We start from the raw sequence: 17,911 nt of genomic DNA, 5'->3' as shown, positions 1-17,911 counted from the left end.
CGCAGGACTCAGGGCGCAAGTCGATGACGCCATGAAGCATGCCGGGGCCTCGACAGGCGGGCGCGGATGGTGGTACGAAAGGCGTCGGAAGTGCATGATGAAACAATGCTGCACGACGACAGCCGGGGTTTGCCGCCACTTCTTTCGCGGTCTCCGTGCGAGACACTTGCATGTCAAAGGAACGGTCCCTCAACACAGCCGCCGACAAATGATCGAACCCCTTCTCCTTACCGCCGCCCGCGTTTCGACGTTCAATGGGACGCAGCACCTCACGAACGCCAGCGGATTCTTCTTCGCGCGCGATGAGCGGCTGTTTCTGGTCACGAGCCGACATGTCATTTTCGACGAGCCCAGCAAGCATTTTCCGAACCGCATCGAGATTGAATTGCACATCGATCCGGACAACGTTGCCGCGTCCACCGGCTTCTCGATGCCGCTGTACGATGATGGCCAGGCGGTCTGGCATCAGGGCGTCGACGCAGCGGGCGAAATCGACGTGGCGGTCATCGAAATCAATCGCGCCGCGCTACCCGCCACGACGGTCTACCGGGCCTTCACGCCGCAGCACTTGCTGGGCCGGTTCGATCACCTGGAGGTCGGCACGTCATTGCTGGTGGTGGGTTTTCCGCTTGGTTTTCACGACACGCTGCATCACATGCCGGTGGTGCGCCAAGCGATCATCGCGTCGTCCTTCGGTTTGCGCTTTCAGGGGGAAGGCTATTTCCTCACCGATGCCCGCACCCATCGGGGGACGAGCGGAGCGCCAGTGGTCATGCGCGTGACGGCGCCCGGTCACGCGCTCGGCGATCTGCCGTGGATGCTGCTGGGCGTTCATTCGGCACGGCTCGATGTCGGGACGCGTGATCTGATTCTGGACGAGGCGCTGGGGCTGAACTGTGCCTGGTACGCGGACATCCTGATGATCCTGACGGGGCGGTAAGCCCCGGCTGATTGTCGGCATCGAGGCCGGCTTGTTTCCGACCGGAACGCTGCGGGCCAGGATGCCTGGGCAAATGAAATGCCGGCCCTGTGGCCGGCATTTCGGGCGTCTCCGCCAGCGGCGCTGATCGTTGAGAAGATGCCGCTGCGGCCTTCAGACAGACTCGGTGAAGTGCAGATAGGGCAGCGTGTCGGGGCCGATGCGGATGCGGTGCACCTCCGTCAGGCCGTCGGCCTTGATGAGCACGGTATAGGCGCCGTGGGTGAAGGGGCCGACCATGCCGGGGCCGTGCAGCGTCAGTTGTACGAGATTGCGGCCGCTGGCGTCGAGCACGCGGATGCGCGCCCGTGCCGCCGGATGGGGCAACGGGGCAGCCGAGGCAGGTAGCGGGAACGCATGCTGGTACGCACTGCGTCCGGCGTCTTCGCCTGACTCATCCGTGCGCGAGCTGGTTTCGAACTGTCCGGCCGGAGGGCGCGACTCCCTGCCGTCGGCGCTGGCCGGCGCGACGTTCGCGCCGATCGCGAAGCTGGCCGCGGCGAGTTGGAGGAAGTGCCGCAGCACACGTCGGGAAATCCGCTGTCTGTTTTTCATGCATGTCTCCGTGGTGGTGGCCGCATGGGGGCGGCCGGTGCTTGCGTGGTTGGTGGGTCAGCTGAGTTCGATCGGTACAAAGATGTGGGCGTCCTCGCGTTGAATCAAGAGCGCGACATGTTTGCCGACCCCGGCGAGCAGCTCGCGCAGTTCGTCCACGCCGCTGACCGGCTTGCCGTTCACCGCGAGGATCACGTCGCCCTGCTGGATGCCGGCACGCGCGGCCGGTCCGCCGGCGTCGAGCACCAGCAGGCCGCCTTCCGTTTCGGCCTGCCGCTGTTCCTCCTGCGTGAGCGGGCGCACCGCCACGCCGAGGCGGCCGCGGTCGGCCTGCACGTCGTCGTCGCTCGCGACCTTGGCGGGCTTCTGCTCGCCGACGGTGACGGTCACGCTGCGCGCCTTGCCCTTGTGCCACACCTCGAGCGTGACCGGTTTGCCGGGGCTTGTTGCCGCCACCTTGGGCGGCAGTTCGGCGGAGGAGGCGACCGGCTCGCCATCGATCTTCAGGATCACGTCGCCGGCCTCCAGGCCGGCTTTCGCGGCGGGACTGTCGTTCTCGACATGGCTGATGAGTGCGCCCCGCGACGTATCGAGCCCGAAGGACTCCGCGAGCCCCTGATTGAGGTCCTGGATGGCCACGCCGAGGCGGCCGCGCGTCACCTTGCCGTGGGTGATCAACTGGTCCTTCACGTGGGCGGCGACGTTGATCGGAATCGCGAACGACACGCCCTGGTAGCCGCCCGAGCGGCTGTAGATCTGCGAGTTGATGCCGACGACCTCGCCCTTGAGATTGAGCAGCGGGCCGCCGGAATTGCCGGGATTGATCGCGACGTCGGTCTGGATGAAGGGCACGTAGCCTTCGTCCGGCAGGGAGCGCGATTTCGCCGAAACGATACCGGCGGTGACGCTGTTCTCGAATCCGAACGGCGAGCCGATGGCGAGTACCCAGTCGCCGACGCGCGTCTCGGCCGGATCGCCCAGGGGCACCGTGGGCAGGTCGTGCGCGTCGATGCGCAGGACGGCGACGTCGGTCGGCTTGTCGAAGCCGATGACCTTGGCGCTGAACTCGCGTTTGTCGGTGAGCTTCACCGTGACGTGCTTGGCATCGGCGACGACGTGCGCGTTCGTCAGGATGATGCCGTCGGCGCTGACGATGAAACCGGAGCCCTGGCCGTGGGTGATCTGTTCGCCCGGCGGCATCCGGAACTGCGGGCCGAAGCGGCGGAAGAATTCGGAGAACGGGTCGTCCGGGTCCAGCTGGCCGAGTGGCGATTGTCCGCGCGCGGCGGTCTTCACCGTGCCTTCGACACTGATATTGACGACCGCCGGCCCGAATTGCTCGACGATGCTGTTGAAGTTCGGCAGCGTGACCGTCGCCACCGGGCGGGTAGCGCTGGGCGTGGCGAGCGCGGCGGCCGTGGCTGACGGCGCGGCTTCCGCCTGGGCGGACTGGATGGAGCGGGCGGCTTCATAGCCGCCGAAAAAGATCGCCGCAACCGCCGCGGCGATCGCGGAGAGCTTGATGGCCTGGGATTTCATGTCGGGCTCCTGTGACTGGAACGGGCATGCAGTACCCGCGACAGTTGCAATCTAGCGAGGCCCGACTTAACGCAAACTTAAGACTCCGGCACAGGCTCCGCAGGCGGAAAACCGACGGCGACGCGCAGGCCGCCATGCGGCGAGCTGTCGAGCACCAGGCGCGCACCGTGACGGTCGGCAATGCTGTGCACGATGGCGAGTCCCAGCCCGCTGCCGGACTGCTCTTGCCCGGCGCGGCGGTAGAAGCGGTCGAGCACGCGTTCGCGTTCATCCGGCGGGATGCCCGGGCCGCTGTCGCTGACGCGCAGCCAGCAGGTCGCCGCCGCGGTGCCGGCGTCGCTGACGGAGACCCCGACATCGACACGACCGCCTTCCGGCGTGTAGCGGATCGCGTTGTCGATCAGGTTGCCGACCAGCGTGCGCAGTGCGGCGGCGTCACCGCTGACGACGGCGGTGTCGTCGAGCGTGTCGGCGCCGAGGTCGATGTGGCGGGCGTCGGCAAGCGGGGTGTGGTCGGCGAGACTCTGGCGGGCGACGTCGGCAAGTGCGATGCGGCTGCGTGGCGCATTCGTGGCCGCGCCCGGTTCCTGGCGCGCGAGTGTCAGCAATTGCTGCACCAGGTGCGTGGCGCGCTGCAGGCCGGTCCGCAGTTCCGCCAGCGCGGCGCGGCGGGCAGTTTCGTCGTCGGCGCGTTCGCTCAACTGCAGCTGGATCTGCAGCGCCGCGAGCGGCGTGCGCAGTTCGTGCGCGGCGTCGGCGACAAAGGCCCGCTGCGCGCTCAGCGCATGGTCGAGTCGCTCGAGTAGCCGGTTCAGCGCCCGCACCAGCGGCTGTGCTTCCTCCGGGACGTCGGTGGTCGGCAGCGCGTCGAGCGAATCGGCGCGACGGGTGGCGACCTCGCGGGCGAGGCGCTCGAGCGGCCGCAGCCCGCGCCCGACCAGATACCAGACGAGCGCACCGAGCAGCGGCACCAGCACCAGCAGCGGCATCAGCGTATGTAGTGCGGCATTGGCCGCCATGCGGCTGCGCACCGCCATCGGCTGCGCGATCTGGATCACATGGTCGAGCAGTGGAATCGAGAATACGCGCCACTCGCCTTCGGTGGTCCTGACCGTGTTGTAGCCAAACTGCGCGAGCGAGGGCAGCGCGCTGTGCGGATGCGACAGGTAGAGCCGCACGCCGCTGTCGTCCCAGATCTGGATGACGAAATCCAGCGATTCCTCGGGCGGGGCAAGCGGCGGGGTGCTCGGCTGGCCGAACTGCTGGTCGCGCAGCGACAGTGCGAACTGGCGCAACTGGTAGTCCATCAGCGCATCGATCTCGCTGCGCGCCGTGCGGTAGGTCGCCAGCCCGCCGATCGCGAACACGAGGACGAGCGCGCCCAGCAGCGATAGCAGCAGTGTGCGGCGCAGCGATCTCATGTCTGGCCCGGCACGTAGTAGCCGACGCCGCGCAGGTTGCGGATCCAGTCGGCACCCAGTTTGCGGCGCAGCGAATGGATATGCACCTCGACCGTGTTGCTTTCCACTTCTTCGCCCCAGCCGTAGATGCGCTCTTCGAGTTGTGCGCGCGACAGGGGTTTGCCGGGTTGTTCGAGCAAGGCGCTCAGCAGCGCGAATTCGCGCACCGACAGGCGCACCGGTTCGCCGTCCAGCGTCACTGCATGACTTGCCGGGTCGAGCTGCAGCGCGCCGAGCGTGATCACCGGTCTGGCCTGGCCGCGCTGGCGGCGCAACAGCGCACGCACGCGGGCGCCGAGTTCGTCGAGGTCGAAAGGCTTGACGAGATAGTCGTCCGCGCCGGCGTCCAGCCCGCGGATGCGATCGGCGACGGCGTCGCGGGCGGTCATCACCAGCACCGGCAGCGTGTTGCCAGCGGCGCGCAGGCGTTGCAGCAATTCGATGCCGTCGCGGCGCGGCAGGCCCAGGTCGAGCAGCAGCAACTCATAGGGATTGTCGCGAACGGCGAGTTCGGCGGCGATGCCGTCGCGCACCCAGTCCACCGCGTAGCCGTCCTGGCGCAGTGCCTGCTGCACGCCGGCGCCGATCATCGGGTCGTCTTCGATTAGCAGGAGTCTCATCGTGGCGAAAGGGGGGCGAGGAACCCGGGGACCTGATTCTAATCCATCACTCCAGCGCCCATCGCGGGCTTCGGATACGCTGCCGTTAATCGCTCTGGAATACGATTGAGTAAATGACCGGATGACCCCTGCCATGTTCCACTTCCCGATTCGTTGGTGCGTCATGTTGATCGCGTTGCTGCCGCTGTCGCATTCGACGATCGCCGTCGATGCCCCGTCCCTGGTGTCGGAGGGTGATGTCCGGGTCGAGCGCGCCGGGGGTAGCTTCACCGTGGATCTGCTGGCGCATGCACCGGTGAGTCCCGCGCAGGCCTGGGCGGTGCTTACGGATTTCGAGCACATGGCGGACTTCGTGCCGAATCTCAGGACCAGCGTGGTGACTGAACGCACGGATACGCTCGTCCGCGTGCGCCAGTCCGGGACCGCCCGCTACGGCATTTTCTGGACGGATTTCGAGTCGGTGCGCGAAGTCCGGTTGTTTCCGCCGCATGAGATTCGCGCACATGGTGTCGGCGGCAACGTCAGGCGCATGGACAGCGTGATGAGGCTGGAGCCCGAGACGGGCGGAACCCTTTTGCGGTATCACGCCGAAGTGCAGCCGGATTTCTGGCTGCCGCCGCTGCTCGGGCCTTCCTTCGTGCGGCATGAAACAGCGGAGCAATTCGCCGCGATCATCCAGGAAATGGTCCGGCGCCGCTGAGGTGAGGGTCTCGACGCGTGCGACACGTTCGATGGCCGTCGAATCGATACCCCGTCGTTATGGGGGCTCATTGGTCCGCGCGCAGCGCCGCACGTGCTCAGGGGCGCGACATGCGTAAGTCGTGCGCAGGTTTGCCTGCCCGTCGGGCGAAGACCGCAGATCGGTGCGGCCGCGACGACAATGCTTGACTACGTCGGCTGGAAATAATATTTTTGGGATGTCCCAAGGGGGAGTAGCTCTCCGCCGCGGCGTCGTCAATCCGGAAAAGCTCGCAGTGCGAGGGTTTTTCCCGGCGCCCCGGGTGGTTGTCGCAAGACGGCCGCGAGCAAGACCTTTGCCATGATGGCGAAGGTCCCCTTGTCAGCACCACGGCCCTTCGTCCTCAGCGGACAAAGGGCCGTTCTGTTTCAGCGCCTGCGGGTGCCGGCAGAACGGAAAGCCGTCTCTGACAAGGAGTCTTCCGATGGAAACGATTGGTATATGGTGGATGTGGGCGGGCTTCTTCGCCATCGTCCTGGTCATGCTGGCGATCGACCTGTTCGTGGTCGGCGGTGGCAAGCAGCATCGCGTCAGCTTCCGCGAGGCGGCGACGTGGTCCGCCGTCTGGGTCGGCGTGTCGCTGACATTCGCGGCCGGCCTGTGGGCCTACCTCGACGGCACGCTGGGGCGCGAGATCGCCAACCAGAAGGCGCTCGAATACCTGACGGGCTACCTGATCGAGAAATCGCTGGCGGTCGATAACGTTTTTGTCTGGCTGATGTTGTTCAGCTACTTCGCGGTGCCGCTTGAATTGCAGAAGCGCGTTCTCGCCTTTGGTGTGCTCGGCGCGATCGTGCTGCGCACGATCATGATCTTCGCCGGGGTGTGGCTGATCGCGAAGTTCCACTGGATTCTCTATCTCTTCGGCGCTTTCCTGTTGTTCACCGGCATCAAGATGTGGTGGTTCGCCGAGGCCAAGCCGGATCTGGGGAACAATCCGCTGATTCGCTGGCTGCGCGGGCACTTGAAACTCACTGACACGCTTTGCGGCGAACACTTCTTCGTCGTGCGCGAGGAGGCTGGCCGCGTCGTTCGCTACGCCACGCCGCTATTCCTTGTGCTGGTGCTGGTCGAGGTCTCGGACGTGATCTTCGCCGTCGATTCGATCCCGGCGATTTTCGCTATCACGACCGACCCGTTCATCGTGCTGACCTCGAATGTCTTCGCGATTCTCGGCCTGCGTGCGATGTACTTCCTGCTCGCGGACATGGCGGACCGTTTTTCGCTGCTGAAGTACGGTCTCGCGCTGGTGCTGGTCTTCATCGGCACGAAGATGTTGCTGGTCGACGTGGTCAAGATCCCGGCGCTGGTGTCGCTCGCCGTCGTCGCGACCCTCATTGCGGGCGCGATCGTCCTGTCGCTGCGCATGGCGGCGCCCGGCGTGCGTAAACCGGCTTCCCGATGACGGCGGCTTCGCCGGCCTGACGGTGGTGTGACCGTGTGCCCCGGCTGAGACCGGCGCGCGCGAACTCGCGGCCTGTGCAAGACGAGCCTTGCACGGGCCGTCTTTCCTCCTGCGCGGAGGCCGCGAGAGCGGGGGGCTTCAGCGTCGCGGCGGCGCGTTGTAGGGCGCGAACAACTCCGCGATCCAGTCGACGAAGACGCGGACCTTGGCGCTTAAATGGCGATTCGGCGGATAGACCACATAGACCGGGAAGCCAGGGCTGGTCCAGTCCCCCAGCACCGGCACCAGTTCCCCGCTCGCCAGATGCGGGCCGATCATGAAATCGGGCATCTGCATGATTCCAAGCCCTTCCAGTCCCGCCGCGAGATAGGCATTGCTGTCGTTGACTGCAACGACATAACGGCCGGGCAGCGCGATGTGCTCGTCTCCGCGCTGGAATTCGAACGGCGAGAGCCGGCCTGTGCCGGCGGAGAAATAGCCCACGACACGGTGCTGCCCGTTGAGCTCGGAAGGATGTGCGGGCACCCCGTAGGCTGCGAGGTAGTCCGGCGCGGCACAGGTTACGTATTCGACCTGGGCGATGCGCCGCGCGACCAGCGATTCGTCCTCGAGCCGTCCGGCTCGGACCACGCAATCGACGTTGTCGGCAATCAGGTTCACGAGTCGGTCGCCGACGCCGAGATCGATCTGGATGTCGGGATAGCGCGCGTGGAAGGCGTGCAGCGCCGGGATGATCATCTGACGCGCGACGGAGGCCGGGACGTCGACGCGGATGCGGCCTTTCGGCGAGGCCTGCGCGTTCGACACGCTGGCGTCGATCTCCTCCAGTTCGGTCAGCAGTCGCGCGGTCCGCTCGTAGTAGGCGGCCCCGTCGGCGGTAACCGTCACGCGGCGCGTCGTGCGGTTGAGCAATTTCACGCGCAGATGCGCTTCCAGGCTCTGGATCAGCTTCGTGACGGTCGGCTTGGGCATGCCGAGGGAATCGGCCGCCTTGGTGAATGTGCCCGCTTCGACCACGCGCGCGAATACGCGCAGTGCCAGAAATTGGTCCATCTGCATCTCCTCCGATCTGCCAGCGCTGATTGTCGCGGCAGGATTATTCACCAATGGAAATAAAGAAGCTATGGATTGATTATTTATTCATTGACGAGCGACATCTATCGTTCAGGGCATCAGCTCGTGGGCGGGGGAGGCAGGCGTCCTTGCGATAGCGGGCCGTGGGTCGATTGTCGATCCAGGCTGAGCGATTCTCGACGCAAAAAAAAAGGTGTTGACTCCGTACTTAACTACGGACTTTAGGATGCCTCCCGTTCCCCCGCCCCTGTGAGCGCAGGTCGGAACAAATCAAAACAAAGGAGTTTGCCATGTCCCCAGAGAGCCATTCGAAGCGCCGCCGGCTGTGGGCCGCCGGCCTTGCCGTCACTGCCCTGACCGCCGTTTCTGCTACCGTCCTTGGCCTGCGCTCGTCGCAGGTCGAAGCGAACCCGTCCGCCGGCGCGCCGCCCGCGACGCCGGTGTCGGTTGCGACCGTCGCGCTGCGCGAGGTGGCGACCTGGGACGAATTCTCCGGCCGGCTCGAAGCGGTCGAGCGGGTCGACATCCGCTCGCGCGTCGCCGGCACGGTGCAGGCGGTGCATTTTCGCGAGGGCGGGCTGGTGAAGGCGGGCGAGTTGCTGATCACGATCGATCCCGCCCCCTATGCGGCAGAGGCCGATCGCGCCGCCGCGCAGGTGGCCGCCGCGCAGGCGCGCGTCGCCTTCACGACGAGCGAACATGACCGTGCGCAGCGCCTGTGGGAGCAGCGCGCGATCGCCGAGCGCGAACTCGAGGAACGCGCGAACGCCCGGCGCGCCGCCGAGGCCGAGCTGCGCGCCGCCCAGGCCGCGCTGCAGTCGGCGCGGCTGAATCTCGGTTACACGCAGGTGCGCGCGCCGGTTTCGGGTCGTGCGGGCCGGCTCGACGTCACCGTCGGCAACCTCGTCGCCGCCGGTCCCGGGGCGCCGGTGCTGACGACGCTGGTGTCCGTTAGCCCGATCTACGCGAGCTTCGAGGCCGACGAGCAGATCGTCACCCGTGCGCTGCAGGGCCTGCGCGACGCGAACGGGAAAGCGGCGCGGCTCGACAGCATCCCGGTGCAGATGGGGACCGCCGCGACTCCCGAGTTGCCGTTCGCGGGGCACCTGCAACTGGTGGACAACCAGGTCGATCCGCGCAGCGGCACGGTGCGCGTGCGTGCGGTGTTCGACAACCCGGACGGCAGCCTGATGCCGGGGCAGTTCGCGAAACTGAGGATGGGGCGCACCGCGAATGCCCCGGCGGTGCTCATCGACGAGCGCGCGGTCGGCACCGACCAGAGCCGCAAGTTCGTGCTGGTCGTCGACGCCGACAGCAAGGCCGAGTACCGCGAGGTGACGCTCGGCGGCGCGGCCGAAGGGCTGCGCATCGTGACCGCCGGTCTGCAGGCGGGTGAGCGCATCGTCGTCAATGGTTTGCAGCGCGTCCGCCCGGGGGCACTCGTCGCGCCGCAGCCGGTGGCGATGGACGGGCGTACCGAGGGGCGCACCGAAAGCGCCATGCGTGCCGCCGGCGCGCCGCAATCCTGACCCGCCCGCTACCGAGGACACCACCATGAATCTGTCCCGATTCTTCATCGACCGCCCGATCTTTGCCGGCGTGCTGTCGCTGCTGATGCTCGTCTCCGGCCTGCTGGCGCTGCGCGTGCTGCCGATCTCCGAGTACCCGGAAGTCGTGCCGCCATCGGTCGTCGTGCGCGCCCAGTATCCCGGCGCCAACCCCAAGGTGATCGCCGAAACGGTGGCGACGCCGCTCGAGGAAGCGATCAACGGCGTCGAAGGCATGCTCTACATGGGCAGCCAGGCGACGACCGACGGCCTGATGACGCTGACCGTTACCTTCCGCCTCGGCACCGACCCGGACAAGGCGCAGCAGCTGGTGCAGAACCGCGTCGCGCAGGCCGAACCGCGCCTGCCGGAGGAGGTGCGCCGCCTCGGCGTGACGACGGTCAAGAGCTCGCCCGACCTGACGATGGTCGTGCATTTGCTGTCGCCGAACGGCCGCTACGACATGACCTACCTGCGCAACTACGCGCTGCTCAACGTCAAGGATCGTCTCGCGCGCATCGACGGCGTCGGCCAGGTGCAGCTCTTCGGCTCCGGCGACTATTCGATGCGCATCTGGCTCGACCCGCAGAAAGTCGCCGCGCGCGGCCTGTCGGCGGGCGACGTGGTGCGCGCGATTCGCGAGCAGAACGTGCAGGCCGCGGCCGGCGTGGTCGGCGCCTCGCCCGGCCTGCCCGGCATCGATCTGCAGCTGTCGGTGAATGCCCGCGGGCGCCTGCAGAGCGAGGATGAGTTCGGCGACATCATCGTGCGTACCGGTGCGGATGGCGCGGTGACGCGCCTGCGTGATCTCGGCCGCATCGAGCTGGGTGCGTCCGAATACGCGCTGCGCTCCTTGCTCGACAACAAGGACGCGGTCGCGATTCCGGTGTTCCAGGCGCCGGGCTCCAACGCGATCGAGATCTCCGACCACGTCCGCGAGACGATGCAGCAGTTGAAGCAGCACATGCCCGAAGGTGTCGATTACGAGATCGTCTATGACACGACGCAGTTCGTGCGCGCGTCGATCGAAGCCGTGGTGAAGACCCTGCTCGAAGCGGTCGCGCTGGTCGTGCTCGTCGTGATCCTGTTCCTGCAGACCTGGCGCGCGTCGATCATCCCGCTGCTGGCGGTGCCGGTGTCGATCGTCGGCACGTTCGCGGTGATGCATCTCTTCGGCTTCTCGATCAACGCGCTGAGCCTCTTCGGCCTGGTGCTCGCGATCGGCATCGTCGTCGATGACGCGATCGTCGTCGTCGAGAACGTCGAGCGCAACATCGAGGCGGGGCTTACGCCGCGCGAAGCGACCTACCGCGCGATGCGCGAAGTCTCCGGCCCGATCATCGCGATCGCGCTGGTGCTGATCGCGGTGTTCGTGCCGCTCGCCTTCATCACCGGTCTCAGCGGCCAGTTCTACAAGCAGTTCGCGCTGACGATCGCGATGTCGACAGTGATCTCGGCGATCAATTCGCTGACCTTGTCGCCGGCGCTGTCTGCGCTGTTGCTGCGAGGGCACGACGCGCCGAAGGACGCGCTGACGCGCGGCATGGACAAGGTCTTCGGCCGCTTCTTCGGCGCCTTCAACCGCACCTTCCGTCGCGGCGCGGAAGCCTACGGCGGCGGCGTGCGCGGCGCGATCGGGCGCAAGGCGGTGATGATGGCGGTGTACCTCGGGCTCGTCGGGCTGACGGTGGGACTCTTCAAGGCAGTGCCGGGCGGCTTCGTGCCGGCGCAGGACAAGCAGTACCTGATCGGCTTCGCGCAACTGCCCGACGGCGCGACGCTCGACCGCACCGAGGCGGTGATCCGCCGCATGGGCGAGATCGCGCTGGCGCAGCCGGGCGTCGAACACGCCGTCGCTTTCCCGGGCCTGTCGATCAACGGCTTCACCAACAGCTCGAACTCGGGGATCGTGTTCACGCCGCTCAAGCCTTTCGCCGAGCGCAAGGGCGAGGCGCTGAGTGCAGGTGCGATCGCGATGGAGCTGAACAAGAAGTTCGCCGGCATCGAGGACGCCTTCATCGTGATGTTCCCGCCGCCGCCGGTGCAGGGACTGGGGACGACCGGCGGCTTCAAGCTGCAGCTCGAAGACCGCGCCTCGCTCGGCTACGAGGCGCTCGACGCCGCGACCAAGGCCTTCCTCGCGAAAGCCTCCAAGGCGCCCGAGCTCGCAGGCCTGTTCTCCAGCTACCAGGTGAACGTGCCGCAGCTCTATGCCGACATCGACCGCACGCGCGCGCGCCAGCTGGGCATCCCGGTCACCGAAGTCTTCGACACGATGCAGATCTACCTCGGCAGCCTGTACGTGAACGACTTCAACCGCTTCGGCCGGACCTATTCGGTGCGCGTGCAGGCCGACGCCCCGTTCCGCGCCCGCGCCGAAGACGTCGGCCTGCTCAAGGTGCGCTCGCAGACCGGCGAGATGGTGCCGCTGTCGGCGCTGATGAACATCGAATCGAGTTTCGGCCCGGAGCGCGCGATGCGCTACAACGGCTTCCTCTCGGCCGACATCAGCGGCGCACCGGCGCCCGGCTTTTCGTCGGGGCAGGCGCGCGAGGCGGTCGAACGCATCGCCGCCGAAACCCTGCCGCAGGGCATCAGCCTCGAGTGGACCGAGCTCACCTACCAGGAGATCCTCGCCGGCAACTCGGCGGTGTGGGTGTTCCCGCTTGCGATCCTGCTGGTGTTCCTGGTGCTCGCCGCGCAGTACGAGAGCCTGACGCTGCCGCTGGCGATCATCCTGATCGTGCCGATGGGCCTGCTCGCGGCGATGACCGGCGTGTGGCTGTCGGGCGGCGACAACAACGTGTTCACGCAGATCGGCCTGATCGTGCTGGTCGGGCTGTCGGCGAAGAACGCGATCCTGATCGTCGAGTTCGCCCGTGAGCTGGAGTTCGCCGGCCGCACGCCGATCCAGGCGGCGATCGAGGCGAGCCGCCTGCGCCTGCGCCCGATCCTCATGACCTCGCTCGCCTTCGTCATGGGGGTGCTGCCGCTGGTGCTGTCGACCGGCGCCGGCGCCGAGATGCGCAGCGCGATGGGTGTCGCGGTGTTCGCCGGCATGATCGGCGTGACCGCCTTCGGGCTCTTCCTGACGCCGGTGTTCTACGTGCTGCTGCGCCGGCTCGGCGGCAATCGCGCGCTGAAGCTGCACGGCGAGATCCCGCATCTCGAAGCCTTCGCCGGCTCGCCCGCGACGGGCGGCGCAGCGACCGTGCCCGGGCTCGCGGCACCGCGCTCGCATCACGAATGAGCAGGCGCGAACAAACGTCGAACAGAATTGAGGACATCGACATGACATTGCTGAACAATCCGCTGCGCACCGCGCTTGCGCCGCTCCTCGTCGCCCTCGTGCTGGCAGGTTGCGCCTCCGCCCCGGCGATCGATCCCGCCGCCTTGCCGACGGCACCTGCGGCCTTCAAGGAAGGTGACGGCCGCTGGACGCAGGCGGTGGCGCCGGCCGATGCACCGTCCGACGGGACGTGGTGGAAAGCCTTTGCCGATCCGGTGCTGGACGGACTGGTTGACCGTGCGCTGGAACGCAACAACAGCATCCAGATCGCCGCCGCCCGGCTTGCGCAGTCGCGTGCGCTGCTGCAGGCGACCGACGCCGATCGCTCGATCCAGGTCGGCGTCGGCGCCGACGTCACGCGCCAGGGAGGGGCGCTCGCGAACGCGTCCGGCGCCGCCGGCACGCTGGTCCGCGCCGGGGCGAACTTCTCGTGGGAGCTCGACCTCTTCGGGCGCCTTGCGCAGGCGAGCAACGCGGCCGCGCTCGATGCCGACAGCCGCGCAGCCTTGCTGCACAGCGCGCGGCTCGTCGTGCAGGCCGACGTCGCGCGCGGCTACCTCGCCGTGCGCGCGCTCGACGCCGAGCGGGCGCTGGTGCGCGAGACGGTCGGCGCTTATCGCGACACGCTGGCGCTCACCGAACGCCGCTTCGAAGCCGGCGACATCGCCGAACTCGATGTCGCGCGCGTGCGCACCGAACTCGCCGCGACCGAGTCGGACGCGCTGGGTCTCGATCGCCGCCGCGCCGAGCTCGAACATGCGCTCGCGGTGCTGGTCGGCGACGCGGCATCCGACTTCCGCCTCGACGTCGCCGACTGGCGCACCGCGCTGCCAGTGATCCCGGCCGGCGTACCGAGTACGGTGCTCGTGCGCCGCCCCGACATCGCCGCCGCCCGCCAGTCGATGCTCGCGGCCCAGGCGCGTGTCGGCGTCGCGCAGGCCGCGTGGTTCCCGAACATTGCGCTGACCGGCTCGGGCGGCTTCGCGTCGCCTGATCTGGGCGATCTCTTCAAGTGGTCGGCGCGCTCCTGGGGCATCGGCGCCCTGTTGTCGCTTCCGATCCTCGACGGCGGCCGGCGCGACGCCGGGGTGCGCAATGCGAACGCGGAACTCGATGCCGCGCTCGCCGGCTACCGCGAGCAGGTGCTGGTCGCGTTCAAGGACGTCGAAGACCAGCTGTCGTCCTTGCGGCTGCTCGCCGATCAGGGCGAGGCCCAGTCACGTGCCGTCGCGTCGGCGAGCCGCGCGACGGTGTTGTCGGACGTGCGCTATCGCAACGGCCTCGTCAGTCAACTCGACCTGCTGGACGCGCGGCGCAGCGAATTGCGCAACCGGCGCGAGGCCCTGCAGGTGCGTGCGGCGCAATACCAGGCGACGGTCGGACTGGTGCGCGCGCTGGGGGGCGGCTGGGGACCGACCGAGAGCGGGGGCGTGGCCGCCGCGCGGACGGCGCCTGGCCGCGCCGGCGGCTGATCGGGCGCGGTTTGCGGCCGCCGCGAATTCAGCGCCGTGCCTGACGGGGGGCGTCGAGCTCCTCGTCAGTGCCGTGTGTAACGGTGGCCTCCATTTCGATATTGGCGAGCGCCTGTGCGGCGCGTTGCAGCGCGGGCAGGAAGTGGAGCGCCTTGTCGGCCGTCAGACGCATGATGGGCGCCTGAATCGCGATGCCGATATTGGAATGCCCATGCTTGACCGGAACGAGTACGGCGACGCACAGCAGGCCGGGCAGGAATTCCTCGTTGTCGAGCGCGTAGCCGTTGCGCTTGACGGTCTCGATTTCGCGCTCGAGCGCCTCGAAGTCGGTGATCGTGTTCGCCGTGAAGCGTTCCAGCGGCATATGGGCGAGGAGGCGGCGACGCTGTGCCGGCGTCATCTGCGCGAGAAACAGTTTGCCGGTGGCGGAGCAGTGCGCCGGCACCTTCGAACCGGGATGCAGGTAGAAGCGCAGCGGCGCTGCGGTTTCGACACGGTCGAGATAGACCACTTCGCTGCCGTTGAACGCGGTGAGGTTGCCGCTTTCGCCGACTTCCTCGACGAGTTGTCGCAGCACGACGTGGCGGGCGCCATGCATCGTGTTGTTGAGGAGCAGGTTCTCGGCGAGGCGTCGCAGCCGCACGCCGGTGCTGTACTGGCGGCCGTCGCCGTCGCGCTGGAGCATGCCGGCGCTTTCGAGCTGCTGCAACATGCGGTGCAGGGTCGGTTTCGGCAGACCCGTTTCCTCGACCAGACCCTGCAGGGAAAAGAATTGATCCTTCTCCGCGATCACTTCGAGAAGCCCGAATAGCCGCATCGTGGGCGTGTCCCCGTCGATCTTTCCGGGTTCCGACCGAAGAGGGTGAGGCTCGTTCATCGCAGGCTCCTCGTTGAAATTTCTATTTAAGGTACAAATCGTACCGTTTTCTGTAATTTTTGTGTTGACGTTTTGTATCTGTCGCTCTAGAGTTCGTTCACGTTTCGAATATCGGAACAAATTGTACCGAATAAGATTAAATGTGTTCGCGGCGGGCGAACCCAGTTGAGCGCACAAGACCGCCACGTACCGCCCGACAAACGTAGCGTGGATTCGAGCATCCCTCCTCAACCCCGTTTACCCCCGGGGTTGCGACTTCGCCGGAACCGACCCCTCCTACCCCTTCGGTTCCGGCAATTTTTTTGGGTGAACAGAATGAGAGCAATCAATCGGATCATCGACAGCGCGCGGGCAGCGCCGCGGCGCATCGTGCTGAGCGAAGGCGACGACCCGCGGGTGCTGCAGGCGGCGTTGCGGGCGACACGCGAGGGGACGGCGAAGATCATCCTCGCCGGCAATCGTGCGGCGATCGAGAGTTGCGCGTACCGGGAAGGCATCGAGCTGGCGGGCATGGAGGTGGTCGATCCCGCCCGCTCGCACCTGACGCCGGATTTCGTGCAGGAACTGCTGCGGCTACGCGCACACAAGGGCATGACCTTGGCGCAGGCACAGCGCGAGGTGCTCGATCCGCTGTGTTTCGCGAACCTGATGGTGCGGCTCGGTCATGCGGACGGCTCGGTGTCGGGGGCGGTGCGCACGACGGCCGACGTGGTGCGCAATGCGATCCAGATCATCGGCCTGAACAAGTCGTTCAAGCTGGTGTCGAGCTTCTTCCTGATGATGCTGTGCGAGCCTTTCCACAGCCTCAAGGGCGGGCTGATCTTCTCCGACTGCGGGCTGGTGGTCGATCCGGACGCGATAGAGTTGTCCGAGATCGCGATGGCGGCCGCTGACAGCGCGCGCAATCTGCTGATGGAAGAGCCGCGCGTGGCGATGCTGTCGTTCTCGACGAGCGGCAGCGCCAGGCACGCGGCGGTCGACAAGGTGGTGGAGGCCGCACGGCGGGTGAAGGAAATGCGCCCGGCGCTCGCGATCGACGGCGACGTGCAGCTCGACGCGGCGATCGTCGCCGAGATCGCGAACCGCAAGCTGCCGGACTCGCAGGTGAAGGGCAGGGCCAACGTGCTGATCTTCCCGAACCTCGAAGCGGGCAATATCGGCTACAAACTCGCCGAGCGCGTCGGCGGCGCGGTTGCGATCGGGCCGCTGTTGCAAGGGCTCGCGAAGCCGGCGAACGACCTGTCGCGCGGCTGCAGTGCCGAAGACGTGTTCTATGTGATCGCGGTTACTGTCGTGCAGGCGCAGGCGGCCGCACACTGCCTGTCCGACCAATGCGCCGCGCCCGTGTGAGATGAACGCCGAGACCCTGCTGCCGCTGATCCTGGTGATCGCGGTCGCCACCTATTTTCAGACCGTTACCGGCTTCGGGCTGGGGATGATCGTGATGGGCGCGACCAGCGGCATGCATCTCGCGTCGGTGGCGACGGTCGCCGCGGTCGTGAGCCTGGTGACGCTGACGAACAGTGTCGTCGCGTTGCCGGGGCGGCTGCACGACATCGACTGGCGGGCGGCGCGGGCGGCGAGCGTCGGTATCCTGCCGGCGATCGTCACCGGCGTGCTGCTGCTCGAGTACCTGAGCAGCGCCGCGGCCGGCGTGCTGCAGCTCCTTCTCGGCATCGTCATCGTGCAGGGCAGCATCGGCTTCGCGCTGCGCCCGGTGCAGCTCGACGAGCGTTCGTCCGATTTCAGCTTCGCCGCGAGCGGTTTCTTCTCCGGCCTGAGCGGTGGCCTGTTCGGCGTCGCCGGTCCGCCGCTGATTTTCCAGTTCTATCGTCAGCCGATGGAGCCGGTCGCCGTTCGCAACATGCTGCTGTTGTTGTTTACGATCACGTCCGGGACACGTTCGCTGTATCTCGGCGTGCAGGGACGTCTGGATGGCGAGATCTGGACGCTCGCCGCCGTCGCGGTGCCGGTCGTCGCGCTCGCGACCGTGATCGGCCGCCGCTACCCGCCACCGCTCGCCGCACGGACGATGCGACGCATCGTATTCCTCGTGCTGATGCTGATCGGGGCGTACCTGGTGATGTCGGCCGTGCCGGCCATCGCGGACTTCTGAGCCCGCGGGCGGGCTGAACGCCTGCTTTCGCCTTCCTCCCGAATCCTTCGGGCGCGTCGCGGCGCGCTGGTGCGAACGTGCGATTTCCGGACGTCGTTCGGTTTCTGGCCGTAGCGTTCTGCCGTTCGTCTCTGTTGCGCCGCATGGTCGATTCGCGCGACTTCCTTCTCCACGCTTGATTGCACGATTGCTGCATTGCAAGGCTGTCGAACCGGCACGCCTACTGCAATAGGAAACGC

General features: G+C 67.0%; 14 protein-coding genes. 8 read left to right on the top strand and 6 right to left on the bottom strand.

The window, feature by feature from the left end; all coding sequences use genetic code 11:
- Positions 1 to 31 precede the first annotated feature (31 nt).
- Positions 32 to 940 (top strand): S1 family peptidase, encoded by a 909-nt coding sequence (locus GPA25_RS10735; RefSeq protein ID WP_246265604.1) that lies wholly within the window; start codon positions 32 to 34, stop codon positions 938 to 940.
- 153 nt (positions 941 to 1,093) lie between these two features.
- Here GPA25_RS10735 and GPA25_RS10730 read toward each other — a convergent pair whose 3' ends face one another.
- The 4 genes from GPA25_RS10730 to GPA25_RS10715 form a co-directional block, all read right to left on the bottom strand.
- Positions 1,094 to 1,534 carry a hypothetical protein gene (locus GPA25_RS10730; protein ID WP_169260374.1) on the bottom strand — a complete coding sequence of 147 codons (441 nt, stop codon included), beginning with the start codon at positions 1,532 to 1,534 and terminating at the stop codon, positions 1,094 to 1,096.
- Between the two features lie 57 nt (positions 1,535 to 1,591).
- Positions 1,592 to 3,073 (bottom strand): DegQ family serine endoprotease, encoded by a 1,482-nt coding sequence (locus tag GPA25_RS10725; protein ID WP_169260373.1) that lies wholly within the window; start codon positions 3,071 to 3,073, stop codon positions 1,592 to 1,594.
- A 77-nt stretch (positions 3,074 to 3,150) separates the two neighbouring features.
- Complete coding sequence (locus tag GPA25_RS10720) at positions 3,151 to 4,494, bottom strand: ATP-binding protein (protein WP_169260372.1); 1,344 nt, start codon at positions 4,492 to 4,494, stop codon at positions 3,151 to 3,153.
- Entirely contained in the window at positions 4,491 to 5,153 is a 663-nt protein-coding gene (locus GPA25_RS10715) for a response regulator (protein ID WP_169260371.1), read from the bottom strand. The genes GPA25_RS10720 and GPA25_RS10715 overlap by 4 nt, the downstream gene beginning before the upstream one ends.
- A gap of 121 nt (positions 5,154 to 5,274) precedes the next feature.
- Between GPA25_RS10715 and GPA25_RS10710 the strand changes: the two genes are divergently transcribed.
- Together GPA25_RS10710 and GPA25_RS10705 are read left to right on the top strand one after the other, a co-directional pair.
- The gene (locus tag GPA25_RS10710; RefSeq protein ID WP_246265603.1) at positions 5,275 to 5,853 is read left to right on the top strand and encodes an SRPBCC family protein; all 579 of its coding nucleotides are present in this window, start codon (positions 5,275 to 5,277) and stop codon (positions 5,851 to 5,853) included.
- Between the two features lie 463 nt (positions 5,854 to 6,316).
- Positions 6,317 to 7,297, top strand: a complete 981-nt coding sequence (locus GPA25_RS10705; RefSeq protein WP_169260370.1) for a TerC family protein — start codon at positions 6,317 to 6,319, stop codon at positions 7,295 to 7,297.
- A gap of 138 nt (positions 7,298 to 7,435) precedes the next feature.
- On the opposite strand, the gene GPA25_RS10700 is transcribed toward GPA25_RS10705, so the two are convergent.
- On the bottom strand, positions 7,436 to 8,350 hold the full coding sequence (locus GPA25_RS10700; protein WP_169260369.1) for a LysR family transcriptional regulator: 915 nt from the start codon (positions 8,348 to 8,350) through the stop codon (positions 7,436 to 7,438).
- 311 nt (positions 8,351 to 8,661) lie between these two features.
- Between GPA25_RS10700 and GPA25_RS10695 the strand changes: the two genes are divergently transcribed.
- From GPA25_RS10695 to GPA25_RS10685, 3 genes are read left to right on the top strand one after another with little or no spacing between them, the layout of a single operon-like run.
- Positions 8,662 to 9,900, top strand: coding sequence for an efflux RND transporter periplasmic adaptor subunit (locus GPA25_RS10695; RefSeq protein ID WP_169260368.1), 1,239 nt, complete (start codon positions 8,662 to 8,664; stop codon positions 9,898 to 9,900).
- A 25-nt stretch (positions 9,901 to 9,925) separates the two neighbouring features.
- On the top strand, positions 9,926 to 13,168 hold the full coding sequence (locus GPA25_RS10690; protein ID WP_169260367.1) for an efflux RND transporter permease subunit: 3,243 nt from the start codon (positions 9,926 to 9,928) through the stop codon (positions 13,166 to 13,168).
- Positions 13,169 to 13,209: 41 nt separating this feature from the next.
- Positions 13,210 to 14,679, top strand: coding sequence for an efflux transporter outer membrane subunit (locus GPA25_RS10685; RefSeq protein ID WP_169260366.1), 1,470 nt, complete (start codon positions 13,210 to 13,212; stop codon positions 14,677 to 14,679).
- 28 nt (positions 14,680 to 14,707) lie between these two features.
- On the opposite strand, the gene GPA25_RS10680 is transcribed toward GPA25_RS10685, so the two are convergent.
- A complete protein-coding gene (locus GPA25_RS10680) occupies positions 14,708 to 15,556 on the bottom strand; it encodes an IclR family transcriptional regulator (RefSeq protein WP_169260365.1) in 849 nt (282 codons plus the stop codon).
- Between the two features lie 315 nt (positions 15,557 to 15,871).
- Here GPA25_RS10680 and pta point away from each other — a divergent pair, with 315 nt between their 5' ends.
- Positions 15,872 to 16,906 carry a phosphate acetyltransferase gene (gene pta / locus GPA25_RS10675; RefSeq protein ID WP_169260364.1) on the top strand — a complete coding sequence of 345 codons (1,035 nt, stop codon included), beginning with the start codon at positions 15,872 to 15,874 and terminating at the stop codon, positions 16,904 to 16,906.
- Between the two features lies 1 nt (position 16,907).
- Positions 16,908 to 17,672 carry a sulfite exporter TauE/SafE family protein gene (locus GPA25_RS10670; protein WP_169260363.1) on the top strand — a complete coding sequence of 255 codons (765 nt, stop codon included), beginning with the start codon at positions 16,908 to 16,910 and terminating at the stop codon, positions 17,670 to 17,672.
- The last annotated feature ends 239 nt before the right edge of the window (positions 17,673 to 17,911 follow it).

This window comes from Aromatoleum diolicum (assembly GCF_012910955.1).
In the GTDB taxonomy this organism is placed as follows: Bacteria; Pseudomonadota; Gammaproteobacteria; order Burkholderiales; family Rhodocyclaceae; genus Aromatoleum; species Aromatoleum diolicum.
This window is presented reverse-complemented; position numbering and strand designations above follow the sequence as displayed.